Origin of the sequence: Pseudarthrobacter humi (assembly GCF_024294965.1) — a bacterium.
GTDB classification, from domain to species: Bacteria; Actinomycetota; Actinomycetes; order Actinomycetales; family Micrococcaceae; genus Arthrobacter; species Arthrobacter humi.
Window position 1 is genome coordinate 237,251 of the sequence record NZ_JANCLV010000001.1, and the last position, 24,262, is coordinate 261,512.

The following is a 24,262-nucleotide window of genomic DNA, read 5'->3' on the forward strand; positions in this document are numbered from 1 at the left end:
GGGTCCGGGGAACCCTGATCCGTGCTTGGATTGACACATGACCACCGCCCTCACCCGCCCACCGCTTGTCCGCAGCAGCGACCGCGTCATCGCGGGCGTATGCGCCGGACTCGCGGCGCATCTGGGCTGGCCGGTGAAAAGCGTGCGGATCGGCATGGCACTCGCGACGCTCGCCGGCGGCGCCGGGTTGGCCTTCTATGCGTGGCTGTGGATCATGGTCCCCACCGCCGACGAAAGTGCCCGGCGCAATGCCAGGCGTCCGGCGTCGCCCATCGCCCCGACCGTCAGCCTTGACCCGGCATTCAGCGCCGGGCCGCACTCGGCGGCGCCGTCGCAGGGCTCGCCCGCTGCCGCACCATGGTGGGGAAATCCCGACGCCGGTGCTTTCGCCCCGGGGGTTTCCCCCGGCGGGCGCGCTGCCGGCGACGGGTCGAGCTACGTGGCAGCCGTGCGGCCACCGTGGTTCCGGGTCCGCAGCATGCGCTACGGCAAGGAGATTCTGCTGGGCGCCGGCCTCCTCCTCGTGGCAGGCATCTTGATTGCCCGGCTCCTGGGCGTCGACGTGCCCCTGGAGACGCTTATCCCCGCCGCCGCCGTGCTGGGCGGGGCAGCCATCGCCTGGATGCAGCTCGACGAAACCCGCCGCGCGGGGCTCGTGGACAAAACCAAGGCCGATCAGGCAGGCGGCTGGGCGCGCCTGGCCGCCGGATTGGCACTGGTGGTTGCCGGCGTGCTGGTGATGGTGTCCGGTTCCGGATCCTGGGAACAGACCTGGCTGGCGCTGCTGGCATCGGTGGCGGTGCTGGGCGGCGTGGTGCTGGTGCTCCTTCCGTGGGCCCTCAAATTCTGGCGCGACCTGGAAACGGAGCGTGCGGGCCGCATCCGTGAAACGGAGCGGGCCGAGATCGCGGCCCACCTGCACGACTCCGTCCTCCAGACCCTCGCCCTGATCCAGCGGCGGGCAGGAAACGAGCACGACGTCGTCCGGCTCGCCCGGGCCCAGGAACGCGAGCTCAGGAGCTGGCTGTTCCAGGACCCCGGCAAGGAGGCGGGCCAGCTTTCGGACCGCATCAAGGCCGTGGGTGCCGAGGTGGAAGACTCCCTCGGCAACGCCGTGGAGGTGGTGAGCGTGGGGGACACCGCCATGACCGAATCCCATGAAGCCCTGGTCCAGGCAAGCCGTGAGGCGATGCTCAATGCCTCCCGGCACGGCGGCGGGACCGTTTCCGTTTACCTCGAAGTCTCCGATGGTCGCACCGAAATCTTCATCAAGGACAGGGGCCCGGGCTTCGACCTGCAGGAGGTGCCCGAAGACCGTCTCGGTGTCCGCGAATCGATCATCGGACGCATGAAACGCCACGGCGGGTCCGCCTCCATCACCAGCACACCGGACGGCACCGAGGTGCGCCTGGCAATGCCGGCGCTCCACACGGACAACGCGGAAGGGAAATCATGAACAACGCACACGGGACCGGGCCCATCCGCCCCGCAACGCCTGTCAGGGTGGTGATCGTGGACGACCACGCCATCTTCCGCTCGGGACTCAAAGCCGACCTCGACCAGAGCATCCAGGTCGTCGGGGAAGCAGCCACGGTTGAGCAGGCCATCGCCGTGATCGCGCAGGCGCGTCCGGAAGTGGTGCTCCTGGACGTGCACCTGCCCGGCGGCCTCGGCGGCGGCGGACGGGAAGTCATCGCGGGTTCCGCGGCACTGCTGGCCACCACCAAATTCCTGGCCCTGAGCGTCTCCGACGCCGCCGAGGACGTGGTGTCGGTCATCCGCGCCGGCGCCCGCGGGTATGTCACCAAGACCATCTCCGGGGCCGAAATCACCGACGCCGTGTTCCGCGTGGCTGGCGGAGACGCCGTATTCTCGCCCCGGCTGGCCGGCTTCGTGCTGGACGCCTTCGGCACCGCTCCAGCCGACATCGCCGACGACGAGCTGGACCGGCTTTCCGCCCGCGAACTCGAAGTGATGCGGCTCATCGCCCGCGGCTACAGCTACAAGGAGGTGGCCAAGGAGCTGTTCATCAGCATCAAAACCGTCGAAACCCACGTGTCAGCGGTGCTGCGCAAGCTGCAGCTCTCCAGCCGGCACGAGCTGACCAAGTGGGCCGCAGAACGCCGCCTCCTCTAGCTAACCGGCCCCGCCCGGACGCTCTCTCACATATTGTGTCTTTTCCCCCAACGCTCTCTCACTTGCTGCGACTTAAGCACAAACGCTCTATCACTCTCCTAAAGAGAGTGATAGAGCGTTTGCGTATTTCCTGCGTTAAGTGAGAGAGCGTTCCTACTTGGCCTTGCCCAGGAAGTCCTGGAGCCGGGCGACGCCGGTGGCCAGGTCCTCGTCGCCCAGGGCGTAAGAGAGCCGCAGATAGCCTGAAGGGCCGAACGCCTCACCCGGCACCACGGCCACTTCAACCTCATCCAGGATCAAAGCAGCCAGTTCGGCGGAGGTCGACGGCGTTGCGGTGCCTGCCGCCGTCGGGAATTCCTTCCCCAGCAGCGCACGGACGTCCGCGTAGACGTAGAACGCACCCTTCGGCGTCGGGCATTCAACACCGTCGATCGCGTTCAGGCCGGCAACGATCGCCTTGCGGCGGCGGTCAAAAGCCACCTTCATTTCGTCGACGGCGGTCAGCGGTCCGGAGACGGCGGCGAGGGCTGCAATCTGCATGATGTTCGAAACGTTGGAGGTGGCGTGTGACTGCAGGTTGGTGGCGGCCTTGATGACGTCGGCCGGGCCGATCATCCAGCCGACCCGCCAGCCGGTCATCGCATAGGTCTTGGCGACGCCGTTGAGGATGACCACTTTGTCGCCGAGTTCCGGGGCTGCCGTGGCGATGGAGGTGAACGGGACGCCGTCGTAAGTCAGGTGCTCGTAGATCTCGTCGGTGACCACCCAGAGCCCCTTGGCGGCGGCCCACTTGCCGATCTCGGCCACCTGCTCCGGGCTGTACACCGAGCCCGTGGGGTTGGACGGCGAGACAAACAGCAGGATCTTGCTCTTGTCCGTCACAGCGGCCTCAAGCTGCTCAACGGTGACCAGGTAGTCCTGTTCTGGACCGGCGAACACCTCGACAGGGACACCGCCGGCGAGCCTGATGGCCTCCGGGTAGGTGGTCCAGAACGGCGTGGGAACAATCACTTCGTCGCCCGGATCCACCAGCGTGGCGAAAGTGTTGTACACGGCCTGCTTGCCGCCGTTCGTCACCAGGACTTGGGACGGATCCACGGCGTAGCCGGAGTCGCGCAGGGTCTTCTCGGCGATGGCTTTTTTGAGCTCCGGCAGGCCGGCGGCGGGGGAGTAGCGGTGGTACTTGGGCTGGCTGGCGGCCTCAATGGATGCCTTGACGATGTAGTCCGGAGTGGGGAAATCCGGTTCCCCTGCCCCGAAGCCAATCACCGGCCGGCCAGCTGCCTTCAACGCCTTGGCCTTGGCATCAACAGCCAGGGTTGCGGATTCGGCAATTGCGGAAATGCGCTGGGAAACGCGGGCGGCAGACATGGCAGGGTCCGTTCTTCGCTTGCAGCCGAGAGGCTGAATGGTGGAATTCGACGTGATCTACTCTATGCTGTTCAGCGGATCGTTCGGGCTGCCGGCGTGGATGTGACTGCAGGTCAACCCACCCACGAGGGCGGATTGGACGGTCCTGAATGAGGCTGGTTCGACGTAGACGAAGTTGTTGCGTAGACTGGTTCTCCGGTGTTGAAAACACGGATGATGACGTGCGCCCCAGTGGAAACTGCGGAAGTTTGTCGGGATGCTGTTTTCGATCCATAGGGTAGTGGCGCAATTGGTAGCGCAGCGGTCTCCAAAACCGCAGGTTGCAGGTTCGAGTCCTGTCTGCCCTGCGCAAGCTGTTCCGGCGAAATGCCGGAGCACGCGCAGCAACCATGGTTCTGATCAGGACCGGGTAATCCAACATTGCAAAGATGAGCGAGGACCAGGTGACCGAAACAGCTGCCAGCAGCTCCAAGGGCCGCCCAGCTAAGAAGGACGCCAAGGCCAACTTCTTCGCTCGTATTGCACTCTTCATGCGCCAGGTCATCGGCGAACTGAAGAAGGTTGTTGCACCAACCCGCAAGGAACTGATCAATTACACGCTCGTGGTGCTGGTGTTCGTGGCCATCATGATGGTGATCGTCAGCCTGTTGGACATCGGTTTTGGAACCGTGGTCAGCTGGGTCTTCGGCGGGATAGCTCCCGGGGACCGCTAAGGCATATCGTCCGCAGGCCGCGTGGCCTTGTCCGGGAAAACCGGAAGAATCCACGCGGTGTGCGGAATTGAGCCATTTAAATAGGCATGTTAGGCAATGAGGAAGCAGGAGACCAAGTGTCTGAGCAGGAGCTCGAGGTAACCGAGACTGAGCTGGAAGAGTCCACGGACAACACGGCGGACGCCACGGTTGAAGCCGGTGAAGAGTCCGAGGTTGAGTCCGCTGCGCCCGATTCCGCCGACGCCGATTCCGCCGACGATTCAGACGATTCAGAGGGTGACGCCGTAGAAGGCGAACTTGCTGAGGGCGACTCAGAGGGCGACGACGCTGATGCAGACGCACTGGCAGCCGCGGCCGCCAAGGCCGAAGTTGACCCCGCCGACGAATTCAAAGCCAAGCTGCGCCGCCAGGAGGGTGACTGGTATGTCATCCACTCCTACGCCGGCTACGAAAACCGCGTCAAGGCCAACCTTGAGACCCGCATCCAGACCCTGGACATGGAAGATTACATCTTCGAAATCCAGGTGCCCATGGAAGAGGTCGTTGAGATCAAAAACGCTCAGCGCAAGGTCATCAACCGTGTCCGGATCCCCGGCTACGTCCTGGTGCGCATGGACCTGACGGATGCCTCCTGGGGCGCCGTCCGCCACACTCCCGGTGTTACCGGCTTCGTGGGCAACGCCCATAACCCGGTGCCGCTGCGCCTTGACGAAGTCTTCTCCATGCTCGCGCCGGTCTTCGAAGAAGAGCAGGCCGAAAAGGGTAAGCCCGTCAAGCACGCTGCCGCCCAGATCGACGTCGACTTCGAGGTCGGCGAATCGGTCATCGTGAAGGAAGGTCCGTTCGAGACCCTTCCCGCCACGATCTCCGAGATCAAGGTGGAATCCCAGACCCTCGTGGTGCTCGTATCGATCTTCGAACGCGAGACCCCGGTCACGCTGGCATTCAACCAGGTCAGCAAAATCTAGTTACCCGCACAGAATTCGTTCCGGACTGCCCGCTTAGCAGCCCCGGAACGGCCGGTCGCCTCGCCATGGCGGCCAACAACCTGAGGCACGCTCCTGTGTCCCAGGAAGATATTGAGAGAAGGACCTTACATTGGCTCCCAAGAAGAAGGTCACCGGCCTCATCAAGCTGCAGATCCAGGCAGGCGCCGCTAACCCGGCCCCGCCGATCGGTCCTGCGCTTGGCCAGCACGGTGTCAACATCATGGAATTCTGCAAGGCGTACAACGCTGCCACAGAAGCCCAGCGCGGAAACGTTATCCCCGTGGAAATCACGGTCTACGAAGACCGTTCCTTCACGTTCATCACCAAGACCCCGCCGGCTGCGGAGCTCATCAAGAAGGCTGCAGGCGTTGCCAAGGGTTCACCCACCCCGCACACCGTCAAGGTTGCCAAGCTGACCCAGGCCCAGGTCAACGAGATCGCCACCACCAAGATGGAAGATCTCAACGCCACCAGCCTCGAAGGCGCAGCGAAGATCATCGCCGGTACCGCCCGCTCCATGGGTATCACCGTAGAAGGCTAATAGCCTTCACCGTCGGGAAACCGGCACCACTGCCGGACAACCGGCACAAACCGAAATGCCGCAGGATCCTTCCGGGATCCTCGGCTGTGGCAGGGCCCAGCGCGGTCCGCAGACCACAACTGCACAAGGAGAAATAAGCAGCATGGCAAAGCGCAGCAAAGCATATGAGGCAGCAGCCGCCAAGATCGACGCGGAGAACTTCTACGCGCCGTTCGAGGCAGTAACGCTCGCCAAGGACACCAACCCGTCCAAGTTCGACGCCACCGTTGAGGTTGCCTTCCGCCTGGGCGTAGACCCTCGCAAGGCTGACCAGATGGTCCGCGGCACTGTTATCCTGCCCCACGGCACCGGTAAGGTCTCCCGCGTCCTGGTCTTCGCAACAGGCGACAAGGCTGAGGCAGCAATCGCTGCCGGCGCCGACTTCGTTGGTTCCGATGACCTGATCGAAAAGATCGCAGCCGGCTGGACCGACTTCGATGCAGCAGTTGCCACCCCTGACCTCATGGGCAAGGTTGGCCGTCTTGGTAAGGTCCTGGGTCCGCGTAACCTGATGCCGAACCCGAAGACCGGCACCGTGACCGCAGACGTGGCCAAGGCTGTCAACGACATCAAGGGTGGCAAGATCGACTTCCGCGTCGACAAGCACTCGAACCTGCACTTCATCATCGGCAAGGTTTCCTTCGACGCCATCAAGCTGGCCGAGAACTACGCAGCAGCACTGGAAGAGGTGCTTCGTTTGAAGCCGTCCGCTTCCAAGGGCCGTTACATCCAGAAGGCCACCGTGGCCACCACGTTCGGTCCCGGCATCTCTGTCGACCCTAACGTTACGAAGGTCCTGACCGAGGTCTAGTCCTCAACAGCACTTCGGCCGGGTTATTCCGGCACAACAATGGACCGTCCGGCACTGCGCCGGGCGGTCCTTTGTTTTAACCCCAACAACCCTGGACCAAACGGCCTCCGCCTGCCCGCGACCAAACCGAACGGATGGTTAGGATGGGTCATGACCGGTCAGCAGCTGATGATCACCGCAGTGGCCGTTACTTCAGCGCTCGACGCCGGGACGGACCACAGTGCCGCCGGCACCGGCGGTGTGACGGACTTCCACGAGTGCCACGCCCTGCGCGAGAAGCATGAGCTGGAGAAATGGGGCGACCTGGACCGCTGCCCCACGCCACTGGAGAGCCTGGAATACTGGCGCGGCAATGAGTATGAGGAACGCCGGCTCTTCATAGCACGGCTGGGCCAGGAAACAGTGGGAACCTGCTCCGTCACGCTGCCCCTTCGTGAGAACACGTCAACGGCAGGGATCATGGTGGACGTAGCGGCAGCATTCCGGCGCCAGGGTTGGGGCCGCCGGCTGCTGGAGCACGCCGAGGCTGTGGCCGCGGACAGCGGCCGCACTTCCTTGGATGCCTACTGTGAACTGCCCGCCGGGCCGGTGGAGACCGCGGCCAGGCTGATCCCGGCCAAGTCGGGCGCGGGCGGGCTCCCCGCCGATGATCCCGCCGTGGCCTTTGCGGCCGGTGCAGGCTACGAACTAGAGCAGGTGGAGAGGGCCAGCCGGCTCACGCTGCCGGTCCCGGCGAATCAACTCGACACACTGGAGATGGAGGCGTCCGTACGGGCAGCCGGCTACGTCCTGGTGGGCTGGTCTGATATCTGTCCTGACGAACTCGTGACTGAATATGCAGTCCTCAAGAACCGGATGAGCACGGATGTCCCCATTGCCGGGATGGACTGGGAAGCCGAGGACTGGGACCCTGCCAGGATCCGGCAGGAGGAGCAGTCGAATGGCCGCAGCGGCCTGCAGAGCCAGGTGGCAGCGGCGCTGCACAGGCCTACCGGCAAGCTCGTGGCCTATACGGTCCTGAACTGGCGGCCGGGCATTCCTGCCAGTATTGCCCAGCAGGACACCCTGGTTTCTTCCCGGCACCGCGGGAAGAGGCTGGGATTGCTGATCAAGACTGCGAACCTCCGAGCCGCCCAGCACAGATGGCCCGCGGCGCGATCGGTGCTGACATGGAACGCGGTGGAAAACCGGCATATGCTGGCGATAAATAATTTGCTTGGATTCAAACCTGCTGGTTATGAGGGCGAATGGCAGAAACGGCTGGGATGACGCACCTTATGGCAGAAGACGTACGGATCGAGCAGTTGTGGATCCCGGACACCCTGGACGCACCTGACGCGGCGGATTTCCTGGCTGCCGTGGAGGTGGGTCGCAAGGTCCGGATGCAGACCTGGGGCAGCGATGACCTCGCGTACACGCCGCTGGAGAAGCTCCTTGAGCTGGCCGATCCCTATGAGCGCCAGATCATCCTGGTGGCCAAGGCCGGAGACCAGATCATCGGCACGGTGGACATCGCACTGCCGCTGACAGACAACCTGGACATGGCGGAGTTCACGCTGGACATCCTGCCGGAATTCCAGCGCCAAGGGGTGGGCCGCAAACTGCTGCTCGCGGCAGAACACCTGGCGCGCAGCGAGGGCCGCACGCTCATCCTTGTTGACACCAACCATCCCGGCGCGTCCCTGCACGAGTTCGAGACGGCCCAGCTGGTGCCGGGTTCAGGCCAGGGCTTTGTGCCCTTGGACAGCCGGGAAGTCGAATTCGCGCGCCGGACTGGCTACACACTTCAGCACATCGAACAGTTCAGTTCCTGTGCACTGCCGCTGGACACCAAACTTGTGGCCGATCTCCAGGCCGAGGCGGATGAAGCCAACAACGGGCGGTATCGGCTCCATCATTGGACGGACCGCTGCCCGGATGAGTGGCTGGAAGCCGTGGCCGTGCTCGAGAACCAGGCGGGCGCCGACGTCGATCCTTCCCTTGAGACTCCCGTTGAGCAGGACATGGTGTTCGACGGCGGCATCCTCCGCGAGGCCGAAGAGGTCACCATCGCGCAGGGGCGGCGGACGGTGGTCACCGCCGTGGAGCATCTGGCCACCGGGGCCCTGGTGGGCCTGACCACCATCAGCGTCCTGGCCCACAGGCCCGATGTGGTGTTCCAGGACGACACCCTGGTCCTGCAGGAGCACCGCGGGAACAAGCTGGGGCTGCTCATCAAGGTGGCAAACATGGAGCGGCTCACCGAGCAGTTCCCCGATGCGCGTGTCATCTACACCTGGAATGCGCCGGAGAACCGGTACCTGCTGACCGTTAACCAGCAGCTCGGTTTCACCACCGCTGGCGTGACCGGCATCTGGCAGAAGGAACTCCCGAACCTGGGGACCAGCAAGAGCTAAGGCCGATTTGGTGGTCCGGCGGCCGGTCCCGTAAGCTTGCAGTACCAAAGACCGTCGGTTGTTGGAAATCCATTCTCCTGAACGCAGCTCAACTCTGCAGTTGCGTGCGGGAGGCAAAATGTATTTCTGGACGAAGGACCCTGAACATAGGGCGGCCGGCGCAGGTGAACGAAGCAACGCTCCACAGTGAAAGCCGTGTTGAGCCAAGCCCCGTGCATCTGCGCGGGGCGTTTTTAGTTTTAGCTCATCTGAGCGGGGACCGTCGCATACCGGCACTATCCCCGGAAGGAGGGTTATGGCAACGCCTACAAAGGTTTCAGCAGTAGCTGAGATCACTAACGATTTCAAGGAATCGAACGCCGCTGTCCTGACCGAATACCGCGGGCTCACCGTTGCACAGCTCAAGCAGCTGCGTGTTTCTCTCGGCCAGGACACCAAGTTCTCGGTCGTCAAGAACACCCTGACCGCCATTGCAGCCAAGGAAGCTGGTGTCGAAGCATTCAACGACCAGCTCTCCGGCCCCACTGCAATCGCGTTCATCAAGGGTGACGCAGTTGCCGCTGCCAAGAGCCTGACGGATTTTGCCAAGGCCAACAAGCAGCTGGTCATCAAGACCGGTTACTTCGAGGGCAAGGCACTGAACGCGAGCGAAGTCGCTGCCCTGGCAGCACTCGAGTCCCGCGAGCTGCAGCTCGCCAAGGTTGCAGGCATCCTCAAGGCTCCTGCTGCCGCCGCTGCACGCACCATTGACGCACTGCGCATCAAGCTCGAAGAAGCGAACGGTTCACCGGCAGCTGCCGAGGCACCGGCCGCGGAAGAAGCTCCGGCCGCAGACGAAGCCCCCGAAGCAGCTGCAGAGGCACCCGCCGAAGCACCCGCTGCCGAAGAGAACTAGTTTCTCTTCACCCACCAGACTCCGGTGTGAAGGCAATGGCCCAGGCCACCAAGCACCACCTATAGGAAGGACGCCACACCATGGCGAAGCTCACCAACGAAGAGCTCATTGAAGCTTTCAAGGAACTGACCATCATCGAGCTCTCCGAGTTCGTCAAGCTCTTCGAAGAGACCTTCGAAGTTACTGCGGCTGCAGTTGCTGTTGCTGGCCCCGCCGGTGGCGGCGCAGCTGAAGAAGCGGAAGAGCAGACTGAATTCGACGTTATCCTCGAATCAGCCGGCGAAAAGAAGATCGCAGTGATCAAGGAAGTTCGCGCAATCACTTCCCTGGGTCTGAAGGAAGCTAAGGACGTTGTTGACAGCGCCCCCAAGGCTGTCCTCGAAGGCGTCACCAAGGAAGCTGCCGAAAAGGCAGTGGAGCAGCTCCAGGCTGCCGGCGCGACCGTTACCCTCAAGTAACTCACGCCGCTTCACGGAAAACCCTGTCCACTTCGGTGGGCGGGGTTTTCCTGCATTTAACCCAACGCGGGGTCACATATGGCCCCTCAGGATCCCACTATTGGTCCGTAAGTGACCCCGCGTTGCTAGTTCGGTTCGGAGATGTCGGCGACGACGGCGCCCAACGCTGCGGTGAGCGCATCAGCGTCCACAAACGCGCTGTAGCCGTGTTCGCCTGCGCCCATGGAGATCCGGCGGCCGGCAATGGTGGCGTCCGCGTACACCGGCCAGGCGATGGTGCTGCCGAGCGGCGTGATGGTCCCGCGTTCGTAGCCGGTCGCACCAAGCGCCACGTCCGCGGGCGGCAACGAGAGTTTGTTGACGCCCACCAGAGTCCGCAGTTTTGGCCAGGAGATCTGCCGGTCACCCGGAATCAGCGCGAACAGGAACGTCCCGTCCTTGTGCTTGACCACCAGCGACTTCACGATGTCCGCGGGCGTGATCCCCAGGATCCCGGCAGCCTCCTCGAGGCTCCGCGCGGCCAGGCGCTCCACCACCTGCACGTCCAAGCCGCGCGCGGCCGCGTCAGCAAGGAAGCGCTGACGTCCGACGGCGGCGCCCCCGTTGTCCGCCTGCCCCGCCATCAGTCCGTGCCCGCCATCAGTCCCGGTACAGCAGGAGCGCTTCGCCCTGACCGCCGCCGCCGCAGAGGGAGACCGCGGCCTTGCCGCTGCCCCGCCGTTTGAGTTCATGGGCCGCGTGCAGCGCCAACCGCGCACCCGACGCCCCGATCGGGTGGCCCAGGGCAATGGCGCCGCCGTGGATGTTGCACTTCTCCAGGGGGTAGTCCAGGTCTTTCAGCGACTGCACCGCGACCGAACCGAAGGCTTCGTTAATTTCGATGAAGTCCAGGTCCGCTGTGGTCCAGCCAGCCCGGTCAAGGGCGCTCTTGATGGCATGTGACGGCTGGGAGTGAAGCGAATTGTCCGGTCCGGCGACCTGTCCCGGCTTACCCACGACGGCGAGGTAGTCCAGACCGTTGTCTTCGGCGAACTGCCGCGACGTGAGCACCAGTGCGGAAGCGCCGTCGGACAGGGGGGAGGAGTTGCCGGCGGTGATGGTTCCGTCCGTGACGAACGCGGCCTTGAGGCCGGCCAGCGTTTCGATCGACGTGTTGGGCCGTACCCCTTCATCGGTGGAGACAACGACGGGGTCTCCCTTGCGCTGCTTGACGCTGATGGGCGCGATCTCGTCGTCGAAGACGCCGTTCTTGGCCGCCAGCGCCGCACGCTGGTGCGAGTGGGCGGCCACGTTATCCTGCGACGTCCGGTCAATGCCCAGGGTCAGGTTCTTGGTCTCGGTGGACAGGCCCATGGACTGGCCGTCGAACGCATCCGTGAGGCCGTCGTGCGCCGCAACATCCAGCGCCTGGATGGCGCCATACGTCCAGCCCTGGCGGGAACCCGGCAGCACGTGGGGCGCACGGGTCATGGATTCCTGGCCGCCGGCCACCACAACGGTGGCGTCGCCGCTGCGGATCATCCTGGCGGCGTCGATCACCGCGGTCAGCCCGGACAGGCACACCTTGTTGATGGTGACCGTCGGGACGTTCCAGCCGATTCCCGCGCCGATGGCGCTCTGGCGTGCGGGGTTCTGCCCGGCGCCGGCCTGCAGTACCTGGCCCATGATGACGGCGTCCACCTGACCGGCCTCCACGCCGCTCGCTTCAATCGCGGACCTGATCGCGTGCGCTCCCAGTTCGACGGCAGTGAAGCTCGCCAGTTGCCCGTTGAGCCGGCCCTGCGGGGTGCGCGCACCGGCCAGGATGACCACGTCAGTGTTGTCGTTGGAGTTGCCCATTGTGATCTCTTCCGCTCTGAATCGATGTACTTCCAAGGCTACCGTGAGGCATGTCACCTACTTATCCAAACGCCGCAGGGGTGCCGATGATTCCAGGCGCGCCGGCCGTGGCCACCAGGGGAGAACTACCCATCCGCAGGTTGTGCGCGAGGTCGCGGCGGTGCGTAGGGTGGACGGCGAAGACGAAAGCATCAGATCGACGCAACAACAACAGAGCAACGCAAAACAGGGAGCAGCAGCATCTTGAAGAAAATCCTCGCCGCGATAGCCATGGCCAGCCTCGCCGGACTCACCGCCTGCAGCGTTGCCACTCCTGCGCCGGACAGCCCTTCATCCGCAGCAGCCCCCACTGCGTCCACGTCCGCACCTTCCACGGCATCGCCGTCGCGCTCTTCCAGTCCGTCGGCAGCGCCCCAGGCCGAAGGTGTTAAGGGAGCCTGCGAGGCGTTCAACTCGCTCTACGCCGACTACAAGGCCATCCAGGATGATTCCAGCGCCTACGAGGACATCTACTTTGCCGCGCAGGACGCCAAGGACACGGTGTCGGGGAACCTGGTGGGACTGTTTACCTCCCTCAGCGTCCTCGCGCTTGACCACTCCACGGCCGCGAAAAGCGGCGGCGATCCCGAGCAGGCGTCCAAGGATGGTGTGCGTGATGCGGTCTTCGCCAACGCCAACGAGTGCACCGCTGAGGGTGTTACGCTCCGGCTTTGATGCCGGCTCCGGTATCAGAAAATCAGTGCTTGCAATAAGTCCGGTTGTGGGGTAGACACGTAATTGGTTTTGCCGTATCGTAGATATTTGCGTCTTCCCTGTTTACCTTCAGCCTTCATATAGCGGTGGGCTTTGCCTGGCAGCTGACCATCAACGTGCCGTCAACAACGTCATTGTATGGAAAGCCCCGGCCCGGGTCATATAGCGGAACCGGATGGTAGCACTGCGGAGTCATTCCGCAGGGTGCACAGCGGGGGAGATCTGAAAACGCCTGAAGGTCTGTGGAAGGATCCCTCTTGGTCGCCTCGAGCACCTCTAATAACGAAACCGCTAACACCGCCGACAGCACTGATGGTGCCACTCGCCGGCTCTCATTCGCAAAGATTCACGAACCGCTGGACGTTCCGAATCTCCTTGCCCTGCAGACGGACAGCTTCGACTGGCTGGTCGGAAACGAACGCTGGCAGGCGCGCGTAGCGAAGGCCGTCGAAGAAAACGATCTCAGCGTCGCCACCTCGTCCGGACTCTCGGACATCTTTGAAGAGATCTCCCCGATCGAGGACTTCCAGGGCACCATGTCCCTGAGCTTCTCCGATCCGGAGTTCGCTGACCCGAAGTACACCATGGCCGAGTGCAAGGACCGGGACGCAACGTACTCGGCACCGCTGTACGTCAAGGCCGAGTTCATGAACAACAACACGGGCGAAATCAAGCAGCAGACCGTGTTCATGGGCGACTTCCCCCTCATGACGGAGAAGGGCACCTTCGTCGTCAACGGCACCGAGCGTGTGGTCGTCTCCCAGCTGGTCCGTTCACCGGGCGCCTACTTTGAGCGCACCGCCGACAAGACCAGTGACAAGGACATCTTCACTGCCAAGATCATCCCGTCCCGCGGTGCATGGTTTGAACTCGAAATCGACAAGCGCGACCAGGTCGGCGTTCGCCTCGACCGCAAGCGCAAGCAGTCCGTCACCGTTCTGCTGAAGGCCCTTGGCTGGACCGAAGGCCAGATCCTCGAAGAGTTCGGCCAGTACGACTCCATGCGCGCAACGCTGGAGAAGGACGCCACCGAGACGCGCGAAGACGCGTTGCTGGACATCTACCGGAAGCTGCGACCGGGCGAGCCGCCCACAGTCGAGGCTGCCCAGTCACTCCTGGACAACCTGTACTTCAACTCCAAGCGCTACGATCTGGCCAAGGTTGGCCGTTACAAGATCAACCGCAAGCTTGGCATCGACCGCTCCCTTGGCGACAAGGAAGCGTCGGTCCTGCACGTTGAAGACATCGTGGCCATGATCAAGTTCCTGGTTGCCCTGCACGCCGGCGAGAAGACCCTCACGGGCAAGCGCGACGGCCAGGACCACGAGCTGCGCGTTGAGATCGATGACATCGACCACTTCGGCAACCGTCGTATCCGCGCCGTCGGCGAGCTCATCGAGAACCAGGTCCGCACCGGCCTTTCCCGTATGGAGCGCGTTGTCCGCGAGCGGATGACCACCCAGGACGTCGAGGCCATCACGCCGCAGACACTGATCAACATCCGCCCTGTCGTCGCAGCCATCAAGGAGTTCTTCGGAACTTCCCAGCTGTCGCAGTTCATGGACCAGAACAACCCGCTCTCGGGTCTGACCCACAAGCGCCGTCTGTCCGCGCTTGGCCCGGGTGGTCTGTCCCGTGACCGCGCAGGCATGGAAGTTCGAGACGTTCACCCGTCCCACTACGGACGTATGTGCCCCATCGAAACCCCTGAAGGCCCGAACATTGGTCTGATCGGTTCGCTGGCATCCTACGGCCGCATCAACCCGTTCGGCTTCATCGAGACTCCTTACCGTCTTGTCGCTGAAGGCGTTGTCTCCGATGAGGTCCAGTACCTCACGGCCGACGACGAAGCAGAGGTCCTGATCGCACAGGCCAACGCTCCGCTGGATGAGAACAAGAAGTTCGCCGAAGAGACCGTCCTGGTCCGCGCCCGTGGTGGTGGAGGCGAGCCTGTGCTTGTTCCCGCCGGCGAGGTCGAGTTCATGGACGTTTCCCCGCGCCAGATGGTGTCCGTGGCTACGGCCCTGATCCCGTTCCTCGAGCATGACGATGCTAACCGCGCACTCATGGGTGCCAACATGCAGCGCCAGGCCGTGCCGCTGGTCCGTTCCGAGGCCCCGTTCGTGGGTACCGGCATGGAGCGCGCCGCAGCCGTCGACGCCGGTGATGTCACCATCGCGAAGAAGGCCGGTGTGGTTACCGAGGTCTCCGCTGAGCTGGTCATCATGCTCAACGACGACGGTACGGAAACCAACTACCGCATCAACAAGTTCGCACGCTCCAACCAGGGCAACTGCTACAACAACCGTGTCCTGGTGAACGAAGGCCAGCGCCTCGAGGTCGGCGGCATCATCGCCGACGGCCCGGCAACGGACCAGGGCGAACTCGCCCTCGGTAAGAACCTGCTCGTGGCATTCATGTCATGGGAAGGCCACAACTTCGAGGACGCCATCATCCTCTCGCAGCGCATTGTTGCCGAGGATGTTCTTTCCTCCATCCACATCGAGGAGCACGAGATCGATGCCCGCGACACCAAGCTTGGTGCCGAGGAAATCACCCGTGACATCCCCAACGTGTCCGAGGAAGTCCTGGCAGGCCTGGACGAGCGCGGCATTATCCACATCGGTGCCGAAGTTGAAGCCGGCGACATCCTGGTCGGAAAGGTCACCCCGAAGGGTGAAACCGAGCTGACCCCGGAAGAGCGCCTGCTGCGCGCCATCTTCGGTGAGAAGTCCCGCGAAGTGCGCGACACCTCCCTGAAGGTTCCGCACGGCGAGTCCGGCACCGTCATCGGCGTCCGCGTCTTCGACCGCGACAACGACGACGAACTGCCCCCGGGCGTGAACCAGCTGGTGCGCGTCTACGTGGCCGCCAAGCGCAAGATCACCGACGGCGACAAGCTCGCCGGCCGTCACGGCAACAAGGGCGTTATCTCCAAGATCCTCCCGATCGAGGACATGCCCTTCCTTGCCGACGGTACCCCCGTTGATATTGTCCTGAACCCGCTGGGTGTTCCGGGCCGTATGAACGTCGGCCAGGTGCTGGAAACGCACCTCGGCTGGGTTGCCAAGACCGGTTGGAAGATCGAAGGCGAGCCCGAGTGGATGAAGCAGCTGCCGAACCTGCCGCGCGAGAGTGGCTCCACCACTGTTGCAACGCCGGTGTTCGATGGCGCCCGTGAAGAGGAAATCACGGGTCTGCTGGACTCCACCAACGTCACCCGCGACGGCGACCGCCTGATCAACTCCTCAGGCAAGACCCGCCTCTTCGACGGCCGCTCCGGCGAGCCGTTCCCGGATCCGATCTCGGTCGGCTACATGTACATCCTGAAGCTCCACCACCTGGTGGACGACAAGATCCACGCCCGTTCCACTGGCCCGTACTCCATGATCACGCAGCAGCCGCTGGGTGGTAAGGCACAGTTCGGTGGCCAGCGCTTCGGTGAGATGGAAGTGTGGGCGCTGGAAGCTTATGGCGCCGCGTACACGCTCCAGGAACTCCTCACCATCAAGTCGGATGATATCCACGGTCGTGTCAAGGTCTACGAAGCAATCGTCAAGGGCGAGAACATCCCCGAGCCGGGCGTTCCTGAGTCCTTCAAGGTCTTGATCAAGGAAATGCAGTCGCTGTGCCTGAACGTGGAAGTACTCTCCACGGACGGAACCACAATTGAAATGCGTGACTCTGATGACGCAGTCTTCACGGCTGCGGAAGAACTGGGCATCGATCTGTCTCGTGCAGAGCCCAGTTCCGTAGAAGAGGTTTAGCAGGGGACTTACCGGGAAAAGCAAGCGGCCCCGCCGCGCTGACTTTTCCCGGTAAGTCACCTCCCTCTTCCCGTAACCAAGACTTCAGAATTTAGAGAACAAGAGAGAACAGGGACCATATGTCCAGCGAATCCTCCTTCGGCCTCATGCAGATCGGCCTCGCCACCGCGGATGACATCCGTGGCTGGTCTTACGGCGAGGTTAAGAAGCCGGAAACCATCAACTACCGCACGCTCAAGCCCGAGAAGGACGGCCTCTTCTGCGAGAAGATCTTCGGCCCTTCCCGCGACTGGGAATGCTACTGCGGTAAGTACAAGCGCGTGCGCTTCAAGGGCATCATCTGCGAGCGGTGTGGCGTTGAAGTCACCCGTGCGAAGGTCCGCCGTGAGCGCATGGGCCACATCGAGCTGGCCGCCCCGGTCACGCACATCTGGTACTTCAAGGGTGTTCCGTCCCGCCTGGGCTACCTCCTTGACCTGGCACCGAAGGACCTCGAAAAGGTCATCTACTTCGCTGCCTACATGATCACCAGCGTCGACGCCGACAGCCGCCACGAGGAACTGCCCAACCTGCAGGTTGAGCACGACATCGAGAAGAAGCAGCTGATCGACAACCGCGACTCCGACATCGCCACGATCGCCCGTGACCTCGAAAACGAGATCGCGCGCCTCGAAGGTGAAGGTGCCAAGGCTGCCGACAAGAAGAAGGCCCGCGACTCCGCGGACCGTCAGATGGCCAACGTGCGTAAGCGTGCCGACGCCGAGATCGAGCGCCTCGAGCAGGTCTGGGACCGTTTCAAGAACCTGAAGGTCGCAGACCTCGAAGGCGACGAAGGCCTCTACCGCGAGCTGCGCGACCGCTACGGCATGTACTTCGAAGGCTCCATGGGTGCCGAAGCCATCAAGAAGCGTCTTGAGAACTTCGACATGCAGGCCGAATCTGACCTGCTGCGCGACATCATCGCCAACGGCAAGGGCCAGCGCAAGACCCGTGCCCTGAAGCGCCTGAAGGTGGTCAACGCGTTCCTGACCACCAACAACAGCCCGCTCGGCATGGTGCTGGACGCCGTCCCGGTGATCCCGCCGGAACTGCGCCCGATGGTCCAGCTGGACGGTGGCCGCTTCGCGACCTCCGACCTCAACGACCTCTACCGTCGTGTGATCAACCGCAACAACCGCCTCAAGCGCCTGCTTGACCTCGGTGCCCCGGAGATCATCGTCAACAACGAGAAGCGCATGCTGCAGGAAGCTGTTGACAGCCTCTTCGACAACGGCCGTCGCGGCCGTCCGGTCACCGGTCCTGGCAACCGTCCGCTGAAGTCCCTGAGCGACATGCTCAAGGGCAAGCAGGGTCGTTTCCGCCAGAACCTCCTCGGCAAGCGTGTTGACTACTCCGGCCGTTCGGTCATCGTCGTTGGCCCGCAGCTGAAGCTGCACCAGTGTGGTCTGCCCAAGCAGATGGCGCTGGAGCTCTTCAAGCCGTTCGTGATGAAGCGCCTGGTTGACCTCAACCACGCCCAGAACATCAAGTCGGCCAAGCGCATGGTGGAGCGTTACCGTCCGCAGGTCTGGGACGTGCTGGAAGAGATCATCACCGAACACCCGGTGCTGCTCAACCGTGCACCTACCCTGCACCGCCTTGGCATCCAGGCGTTCGAACCGCAGCTTGTTGAAGGTAAGGCAATCCAGCTCCACCCGCTGGTTTGTGGCGCCTTCAACGCTGACTTCGACGGCGACCAGATGGCAGTCCACCTGCCGCTGAGCCCGGAAGCCCAGGCTGAGGCACGCATCCTGATGCTGTCCTCGAACAACATCCTGAAGCCGTCTGACGGCCGCCCGGTCACCCTGCCTTCGCAGGATATGATCATCGGCCTTTACCACCTGACCACCAAGCGTGTCGGTTCAGCTGGCGAAGGACGCGTCTTCTCCTCGGTTGCCGAAGCCATCATGGCCTACGACCTCCGCGAACTGCACTTGAACTCGCAGGTCCGGATCCGCCTCGAAGGCTTCGTTCCGTACGCTGGCTGGGAAGCTCCGGAAGGCTACGAAGCCGGCCAGCCGGTGCTCGTCCAGACCTCCCTGGGACAGGTCATCTTCAACCAGACGCTGCCGGCGGATTACCCGTGGGTTGAGAACGTTGCGGACAAGGGCGAACTGTCCACGATCGTCAACGATCTCGCCGAGCGCTACCCGAAGGTGGTTACGGCGGCAACGCTGGACAACCTGAAGGACGCCGGTTTCTACTGGGCCACCCGCTCAGGTGTTACCGTCGCCATCTCGGACATCGAGGTACCCAAGGACAAGCCGCGGATCCTCGCCGGCTACGAAACCATGGCTGCCAAGATCCAGGGCCAGTACGACAAGGGCCTGATCGACGACGACGAGCGTCGCCAGGAACTGATCGAGATCTGGAACAAGGCAACCAACGAGATCGCCCAGGTCATGCGTGACAACCTGTCGCCGATGAACACCATCAACCGCATGGTGTCCTCGGGCGCACGTGGTAACTGGATGCAGGTCCGTCAGATCGCGGGTATCCGTGGCCTGGTGGCCAACCCTAAGGGTGAAATCATCCCGCGTCCCATCAAGTCCTCCTACCGCGAGGGCCTGTCGGTGCTGGAATACTTCATCGCCACGCACGGTGCCCGTAAGGGTCTGGCTGACACCGCGCTGCGTACCGCCAACTCGGGTTACCTGACCCGTCGTCTGGTGGACGTGTCGCAGGACGTCATCGTTCGCGAAGAGGACTGCGGCACCGAGCGCGGCCTGGTCACGGCAATCGCCGTGCCGGACGCCAACGGCGAGCTGGTCCTGGACGAGAACGTCGAGAACAGCGCCTACGCCCGTACGCTCGCTGTTGATGTTGTGGACTCCAAGGGCAATGTCCTTGCGGCCGGCGGCACCGACTGCGGCGACGTCGTTATCGCTGAGCTGTTCGCCGCCGGCATCACCGAGGTCAAGGTCCGCTCCGTACTCACTTGTGAGTCCAGCGTCGGCACCTGCGCCCTGTGCTACGGCCGTTCACTGGCCACCGGCAAGACCGTGGACATCGGCGAGGCCGTCGGCATCATCGCCGCACAGTCCATCGGTGAGCCCGGTACCCAGCTGACCATGCGTACGTTCCACACCGGTGGTGCTGTTTCCGCCAGCGGTGGCGACGACATCACCCAGGGTCTGCCCCGTATCCAGGAGCTCTTCGAAGCCCGTACTCCGAAGGGTGTCGCACCGATTGCTGAAGCAGCCGGCCGCATCGCCATCGAAGAGTCCGAGCGCCAGATGCGCCTGGTCATCACCCCGGATGACGGCTCTGAAGAGATCGCCTACCCGGTACTGCGCCGTTCACGCCTCCTTATTGAGGACGGCGAGCACGTCACAGTGGGCCAGAAGCTCATCAACGGTCCGGTGGATCCCAAGCAGGTTCTGCGCATCATGGGTCCCCGTGCCGCGCAGAAGTTCCTGGTGGACGAGGTCCAGGGCGTGTACCGCAGCCAGGGCATCGGTATCCACGACAAGCACGTCGAGGTTATCGTCCGCCAGATGCTGCGCCGCGTCACGGTCATCGAGTCCGGCGAATCGGATCTGCTCCCCGGCGAGCTCGCCGAGCGCAGCCGCTTCGAGGAGGCCAACCGCCGCGTTGTGTCCGAGGGCAAGACTCCGGCTTCCGGACGTCCTGAGCTCATGGGCATCACGAAGGCGTCCCTGGCCACCGAATCCTGGCTGTCGGCAGCTTCCTTCCAGGAGACCACCCGCGTCCTGACGCAGGCGGCCATGGAAGGCAAGAGCGACCCGCTGCTCGGCCTCAAGGAGAACGTCATCATCGGTAAGCTGATCCCGGCCGGCACGGGTCTCCCGCGCTACACCGAGGTCACCGTGGAGCCCACTGAGGAAGCGAAGGCCAACCTGTTCACCGGCCCCAGCGCATTCAGTGACTTCTCGTATGACTCCCTGGGCGGCGACGGAGCTCCTGAGTTCCACGCCATCCCGCTGGATGACTACGATCTCGGCAACGACTTCCGCTAACGCCTAAAGCAACGCGGGGTCACGTACGGCCCAATCTGCACCTCGGATTGGGCTCAAAGTGACCCCGCGTTGCTGTTTAAGTGCTGAAGGAACTTTGAGTGGAGGACGACGGCGGCACCCGGGGTCCGCCGTCGTGCGCTATACACCCGATTAAGGCGCGGGATCAAGCCGTGCTAGAATTTTGGTAATTGTTCTGTGTGGCAGTGGATGAAGGCCGCCGCAGCATCATTTTGGTTTTGTTCTCATGATGCTGGGTGGAGCTTGTTTCCGGGTTGCGGGTAAGGTGCGCAACGAATGCCACGCTTTTGCACGCCTACGCAAGTTTCCAGAGGCCGCAGCTGCAAGGAGCAACGCCAAAACCATCATATTCAGGCTGGCGCCTGAGCGTGAAGGTAGAGATCAAACCAACGGAGAACACGAGAGTGCCTACGATTAACCAGCTGGTCCGCAAGGGCCGCACGCCTAAGGTCAAAAAGACCAAGGCTCCCGCGCTTAACGGCAGCCCGATGCGCCGCGGTGTTTGCACCCGCGTTTACACCACCACCCCCAAGAAGCCGAACTCGGCTCTTCGTAAGGTTGCACGTGTGCGCCTCAACGGTGGCGTTGAAGTTACCGCCTACATCCCCGGTGTAGGCCACAACCTGCAGGAGCACTCCATTGTGCTCGTTCGCGGCGGTCGCGTGAAGGACCTCCCCGGCGTTCGCTACAAGATCGTCCGTGGCGCCCTCGATACCCAGGGTGTGAAGAACCGTAAGCAGGCACGCAGCCGTTACGGCGCAAAGATGGAGAAGAAGTAATATGCCTCGCAAGGGTCCGGCCCCCAAGCGGCCGCTCGTACTAGATCCCGTTTACGGCTCCCCGCTGGTTACCCAGCTGATCAACAAGGTGCTGGTTGACGGTAAGAAGTCCACCGCAGAGCGCATTGTTTACGGTGCCCTCGAAGGCGCCCGCGCCAAGTCCGGCGGCGACCCCGTAGCAGCCCTCAAGAAGGCCATGGAGAACGTCAAGCCTTCCCTCGAGGTCCGCTCACGCCGCGTTGGTGGCGCTACCTACCAGGTTCCGGTTGAGGTCAAGCCGGGCCGCTCCACCGCCCTCGCCCTGCGTTGGCTGGTTGGTTACTCCAAGGCCCGCCGTGAAAAGACCATGACCGAGCGCCTCCAGAACGAAATCCTGGATGCCTCCAACGGTCTCGGTGCCGCTGTGAAGCGTCGCGAAGACACCCACAAGATGGCCGAGTCCAACAAGGCCTTCGCACACTACCGCTGGTAATACTTCCCGGACGCCGCCGGCTCGACTGAGCCGGCGGCGAACGCGTAGTCCATCCGAAAGGGAGACACCGTGGCACAGGACGTGCTTACAGACCTTAGTAAGGTCCGCAACATCGGCATCATGGCCCACATCGATGCTGGCAAGACCACCACCACCGAGCGCATTCTGTTCTACACAGGTGTGAACCACAAGATCGGCGAAACGCACGACGGCGCTTCGACGACTGACTGGATGGAACAGGAGAAGGAACGCGGCATCACCATCACGTCTGCCGCCGTGACCTGCTTCTGGGACAACAACCAGATCAACATCATTGACACCCCCGGCCACGTTGACTTCACCGTCGAGGTTGAGCGCTCACTGCGCGTCCTCGACGGCGCCGTTGCCGTGTTCGATGGTAAAGAAGGCGTTGAGCCCCAGTCTGAGACCGTTTGGCGCCAGGCTGACAAGTACAACGTTCCGCGTATCTGCTTCGTCAACAAGATGGACAAGCTCGGCGCTGACTTCTACTACACGGTAGACACCATCATCAGCCGCCTCGGTGCCAAGCCGCTCGTTATGCAGCTGCCGATCGGTGCCGAGAACGACTTCGTCGGCGTTGTCGACATCCTGGAAATGCGCGCGCTGGTCTGGCCGGGCGACTCCAAGGGTGACGTCACCATGGGTGCCAAGTACGAGGTCCAGGAGATCCCCGCGGATCTGCTGGAGAAGGCCAAGGAATACCGGGCTGCCCTCGTTGAGACGGTGGCTGACGCTACCGAAGAGCTCATGGAGAAGTACCTCGAGGGTGAAGAACTCACCGTCGAGGAGCTCAAGGCCGGCATCCGTAAGATGACGATCAACTCCGAGCTCTACCCGGTCTTCTGTGGCTCCGCGTTCAAGAACCGCGGCGTCCAGCCGATGCTTGACGCCGTGGTTGACTACCTGCCCAACCCGCTCGACGTCCCGCCGATGATCGGTCACGATCCTCGCGACGAAGAGAAGGAACTCACACGCGCGCCTTCCTCAGAGGAGCCGTTCTCGGCTCTGGCGTTCAAGATTGCTGCGCACCCCTTCTTCGGCCAGCTCACCTTCATCCGCGTGTACTCCGGTCACGTCGAAGCGGGTGCTCAGGTGGTCAACTCCACCAAGGGCAAGAAGGAGCGCATCGGCAAGCTGTTCCAGATGCACGCCAACAAGGAAATGCCCGTCGAGGGCGCTACCGCCGGCCACATCTACGCAGCGATCGGGCTGAAGGACACCACCACGGGCGACACCCTGTGTGACTCCAGCAACCAGATCGTCCTCGAGTCCATGAGCTTCCCGGAGCCCGTGATCTCGGTTGCCATCGAACCGAACACCAAGGGTGACCAGGAGAAGCTCTCACTCGCTATCCAGAAGCTCTCCGCTGAGGACCCGACCTTCCAGGTCTCCCTCAACGAGGACACCGGTCAGACCATCATCGCCGGCATGGGCGAGCTCCACCTGGACATCCTGGTGGACCGCATGCGCCGCGAATTCAAGGTCGAGGCCAACGTTGGCAAGCCGCAGGTCGCTTACCGCGAAACCATCAAGAATGTTGTTGCGCGTCACGACTACACGCACAAGAAGCAGACCGGTGGTTCGGGTCAGTTCGCAAAGATCCAGATCGCCATCGGGCCGCTGGACACTTCCGAGGGCGAGCTGTACGAGTTCGAGAACAAGGTCACCGGTGGCCGTATTCCGCGCGAATACATCCCGTCGGTTGACGCCGGTATCCAGGATGCACTGAATGACGGCGTCCTGGCCGGTTACCCGGTTGTTGGCATCAAGGCGACGCTGATTGACGGCGCTTACCACGATGTTGACTCTTCGGAAATGGCGTTCAAGATCGCCGGCCGTATGGCTTTCAAGGAAGCCGCACGCAAGGCGAACCCCATCCTGCTCGAACCGCTGATGGATGTAGAGGTCCGCACCCCTGAGGAATACATGGGTGAAGTAATCGGTGACCTCAACTCCCGCCGTGGCCAGATGCAGTCCATGGAAGATGCACAGGGTGTCAAGGTCATCCGTGCGCACGTCCCGCTGTCCGGCATGTTCGGCTACATCGGTGACCTGCGTTCCAAGACCCAGGGCCGCGCTGTTTATTCCATGACGTTCCACAGCTACGCCGAGGTCCCGAAGGCATTTGCCGACGAGATCATCCAGAAGAACCGCGGCGAGTAGTCTTCCGACTTTCGCAGCAAAAACTCGGGTGCGTTTCCGGTTGACGGAAGCTCGCCTGGTGCAGGTGGCCGGGTCCGGTCAA

At 62.9% G+C, this 24,262-nt stretch carries 19 protein-coding genes and 1 tRNA gene; 17 read left to right on the top strand and 3 right to left on the bottom strand.

Annotation, left to right across the window (positions count from 1 at the left end; translation table 11 throughout):
* Positions 1 to 37 precede the first annotated feature (37 nt).
* Together NFC73_RS01205 and NFC73_RS01210 are read left to right on the top strand one after the other, a co-directional pair.
* Positions 38 to 1,456: an ATP-binding protein gene (locus NFC73_RS01205; protein WP_254747005.1), complete on the top strand. Its 1,419-nt coding sequence runs from the start codon at positions 38 to 40 to the stop codon at positions 1,454 to 1,456.
* Positions 1,453 to 2,136: a LuxR C-terminal-related transcriptional regulator gene (locus NFC73_RS01210; protein ID WP_254747007.1), complete on the top strand. Its 684-nt coding sequence runs from the start codon at positions 1,453 to 1,455 to the stop codon at positions 2,134 to 2,136. Before NFC73_RS01205 ends, NFC73_RS01210 begins: the two co-directional genes overlap by 4 nt.
* Positions 2,137 to 2,289: 153 nt before the next feature.
* On the opposite strand, the gene NFC73_RS01215 is transcribed toward NFC73_RS01210, so the two are convergent.
* Complete coding sequence (locus NFC73_RS01215; protein ID WP_254747009.1) at positions 2,290 to 3,507, bottom strand: pyridoxal phosphate-dependent aminotransferase; 1,218 nt, start codon at positions 3,505 to 3,507, stop codon at positions 2,290 to 2,292.
* 274 nt (positions 3,508 to 3,781) lie between these two features.
* On the opposite strand from NFC73_RS01215, the gene NFC73_RS01220 reads away from it, so the two are divergent.
* From NFC73_RS01220 to rplL, 9 genes are all read left to right on the top strand, one after another.
* A tRNA-Trp gene (locus NFC73_RS01220) sits at positions 3,782 to 3,854 on the top strand.
* Positions 3,855 to 3,935: 81 nt separating this feature from the next.
* Positions 3,936 to 4,220: a preprotein translocase subunit SecE gene (gene secE, locus NFC73_RS01225; RefSeq protein ID WP_254747011.1), complete on the top strand. Its 285-nt coding sequence runs from the start codon at positions 3,936 to 3,938 to the stop codon at positions 4,218 to 4,220.
* A gap of 116 nt (positions 4,221 to 4,336) precedes the next feature.
* Positions 4,337 to 5,188, top strand: coding sequence for a transcription termination/antitermination protein NusG (gene nusG / locus NFC73_RS01230; protein WP_254747013.1), 852 nt, complete (start codon positions 4,337 to 4,339; stop codon positions 5,186 to 5,188).
* Between the two features lie 130 nt (positions 5,189 to 5,318).
* Complete coding sequence (gene rplK / locus NFC73_RS01235) at positions 5,319 to 5,750, top strand: 50S ribosomal protein L11 (protein ID WP_024365990.1); 432 nt, start codon at positions 5,319 to 5,321, stop codon at positions 5,748 to 5,750.
* Positions 5,751 to 5,892: 142 nt separating this feature from the next.
* Positions 5,893 to 6,600, top strand: a complete 708-nt coding sequence (gene rplA, locus NFC73_RS01240; RefSeq protein WP_058931708.1) for a 50S ribosomal protein L1 — start codon at positions 5,893 to 5,895, stop codon at positions 6,598 to 6,600.
* 150 nt (positions 6,601 to 6,750) lie between these two features.
* The gene (locus tag NFC73_RS01245) at positions 6,751 to 7,869 is read left to right on the top strand and encodes a GNAT family N-acetyltransferase (RefSeq protein WP_254747016.1); all 1,119 of its coding nucleotides are present in this window, start codon (positions 6,751 to 6,753) and stop codon (positions 7,867 to 7,869) included.
* A gap of 8 nt (positions 7,870 to 7,877) precedes the next feature.
* Positions 7,878 to 8,996, top strand: a complete 1,119-nt coding sequence (locus NFC73_RS01250) for a GNAT family N-acetyltransferase (RefSeq protein ID WP_254747515.1) — start codon at positions 7,878 to 7,880, stop codon at positions 8,994 to 8,996.
* A 295-nt stretch (positions 8,997 to 9,291) separates the two neighbouring features.
* Entirely contained in the window at positions 9,292 to 9,891 is a 600-nt protein-coding gene (rplJ, locus tag NFC73_RS01255; protein ID WP_254747018.1) for a 50S ribosomal protein L10, read from the top strand.
* Between the two features lie 80 nt (positions 9,892 to 9,971).
* Positions 9,972 to 10,349, top strand: coding sequence for a 50S ribosomal protein L7/L12 (gene rplL / locus NFC73_RS01260; RefSeq protein WP_056344416.1), 378 nt, complete (start codon positions 9,972 to 9,974; stop codon positions 10,347 to 10,349).
* Positions 10,350 to 10,474: 125 nt separating this feature from the next.
* Here the strand turns inward: rplL and NFC73_RS01265 are convergent, their stop codons facing one another.
* On the bottom strand, positions 10,475 to 10,972 hold the full coding sequence (locus tag NFC73_RS01265; protein ID WP_254747020.1) for an aminoacyl-tRNA deacylase: 498 nt from the start codon (positions 10,970 to 10,972) through the stop codon (positions 10,475 to 10,477).
* A 16-nt stretch (positions 10,973 to 10,988) separates the two neighbouring features.
* Entirely contained in the window at positions 10,989 to 12,188 is a 1,200-nt protein-coding gene (locus NFC73_RS01270) for an acetyl-CoA C-acetyltransferase (RefSeq protein WP_254747022.1), read from the bottom strand.
* 243 nt (positions 12,189 to 12,431) lie between these two features.
* On the opposite strand from NFC73_RS01270, the gene NFC73_RS01275 reads away from it, so the two are divergent.
* From NFC73_RS01275 to fusA, 6 genes are all read left to right on the top strand, one after another.
* Positions 12,432 to 12,902, top strand: a complete 471-nt coding sequence (locus NFC73_RS01275; protein WP_254747024.1) for a hypothetical protein — start codon at positions 12,432 to 12,434, stop codon at positions 12,900 to 12,902.
* Positions 12,903 to 13,198: 296 nt separating this feature from the next.
* Positions 13,199 to 16,708 (top strand): DNA-directed RNA polymerase subunit beta, encoded by a 3,510-nt coding sequence (rpoB, locus tag NFC73_RS01280; RefSeq protein WP_104062650.1) that lies wholly within the window; start codon positions 13,199 to 13,201, stop codon positions 16,706 to 16,708.
* 119 nt (positions 16,709 to 16,827) lie between these two features.
* Positions 16,828 to 20,727 (top strand): DNA-directed RNA polymerase subunit beta', encoded by a 3,900-nt coding sequence (locus NFC73_RS01285; protein ID WP_254747026.1) that lies wholly within the window; start codon positions 16,828 to 16,830, stop codon positions 20,725 to 20,727.
* A gap of 422 nt (positions 20,728 to 21,149) precedes the next feature.
* Positions 21,150 to 21,524 carry a 30S ribosomal protein S12 gene (rpsL, locus tag NFC73_RS01290; protein ID WP_011692814.1) on the top strand — a complete coding sequence of 125 codons (375 nt, stop codon included), beginning with the start codon at positions 21,150 to 21,152 and terminating at the stop codon, positions 21,522 to 21,524.
* A 1-nt stretch (position 21,525) separates the two neighbouring features.
* Entirely contained in the window at positions 21,526 to 21,996 is a 471-nt protein-coding gene (gene rpsG / locus NFC73_RS01295; protein WP_011692813.1) for a 30S ribosomal protein S7, read from the top strand.
* A 69-nt stretch (positions 21,997 to 22,065) separates the two neighbouring features.
* Positions 22,066 to 24,180: an elongation factor G gene (gene fusA, locus NFC73_RS01300; protein WP_058931715.1), complete on the top strand. Its 2,115-nt coding sequence runs from the start codon at positions 22,066 to 22,068 to the stop codon at positions 24,178 to 24,180.
* The last annotated feature ends 82 nt before the right edge of the window (positions 24,181 to 24,262 follow it).

Coding starts and splice junctions, on each gene's coding strand:
- NFC73_RS01215 (WP_254747009.1), bottom strand. CDS start 3,507: ATGTCTGCCGCCCGCGTTTCCCAGCGCATTTCCGCAATTGCCGAATCC.
- rplA (WP_058931708.1), top strand. CDS start 5,893: ATGGCAAAGCGCAGCAAAGCATATGAGGCAGCAGCCGCCAAGATCGAC.
- NFC73_RS01245 (WP_254747016.1), top strand. CDS start 6,751: ATGACCGGTCAGCAGCTGATGATCACCGCAGTGGCCGTTACTTCAGCG.
- NFC73_RS01270 (WP_254747022.1), bottom strand. CDS start 12,188: ATGGGCAACTCCAACGACAACACTGACGTGGTCATCCTGGCCGGTGCG.
- NFC73_RS01250 (WP_254747515.1), top strand. CDS start 7,878: ATGGCAGAAGACGTACGGATCGAGCAGTTGTGGATCCCGGACACCCTG.
- NFC73_RS01285 (WP_254747026.1), top strand. CDS start 16,828: ATGTCCAGCGAATCCTCCTTCGGCCTCATGCAGATCGGCCTCGCCACC.
- NFC73_RS01210 (WP_254747007.1), top strand. CDS start 1,453: ATGAACAACGCACACGGGACCGGGCCCATCCGCCCCGCAACGCCTGTC.
- rplJ (WP_254747018.1), top strand. CDS start 9,292: ATGGCAACGCCTACAAAGGTTTCAGCAGTAGCTGAGATCACTAACGAT.
- rpsG (WP_011692813.1), top strand. CDS start 21,526: ATGCCTCGCAAGGGTCCGGCCCCCAAGCGGCCGCTCGTACTAGATCCC.
- NFC73_RS01265 (WP_254747020.1), bottom strand. CDS start 10,972: ATGGCGGGGCAGGCGGACAACGGGGGCGCCGCCGTCGGACGTCAGCGC.
- secE (WP_254747011.1), top strand. CDS start 3,936: ATGAGCGAGGACCAGGTGACCGAAACAGCTGCCAGCAGCTCCAAGGGC.
- NFC73_RS01205 (WP_254747005.1), top strand. CDS start 38: ATGACCACCGCCCTCACCCGCCCACCGCTTGTCCGCAGCAGCGACCGC.
- rplL (WP_056344416.1), top strand. CDS start 9,972: ATGGCGAAGCTCACCAACGAAGAGCTCATTGAAGCTTTCAAGGAACTG.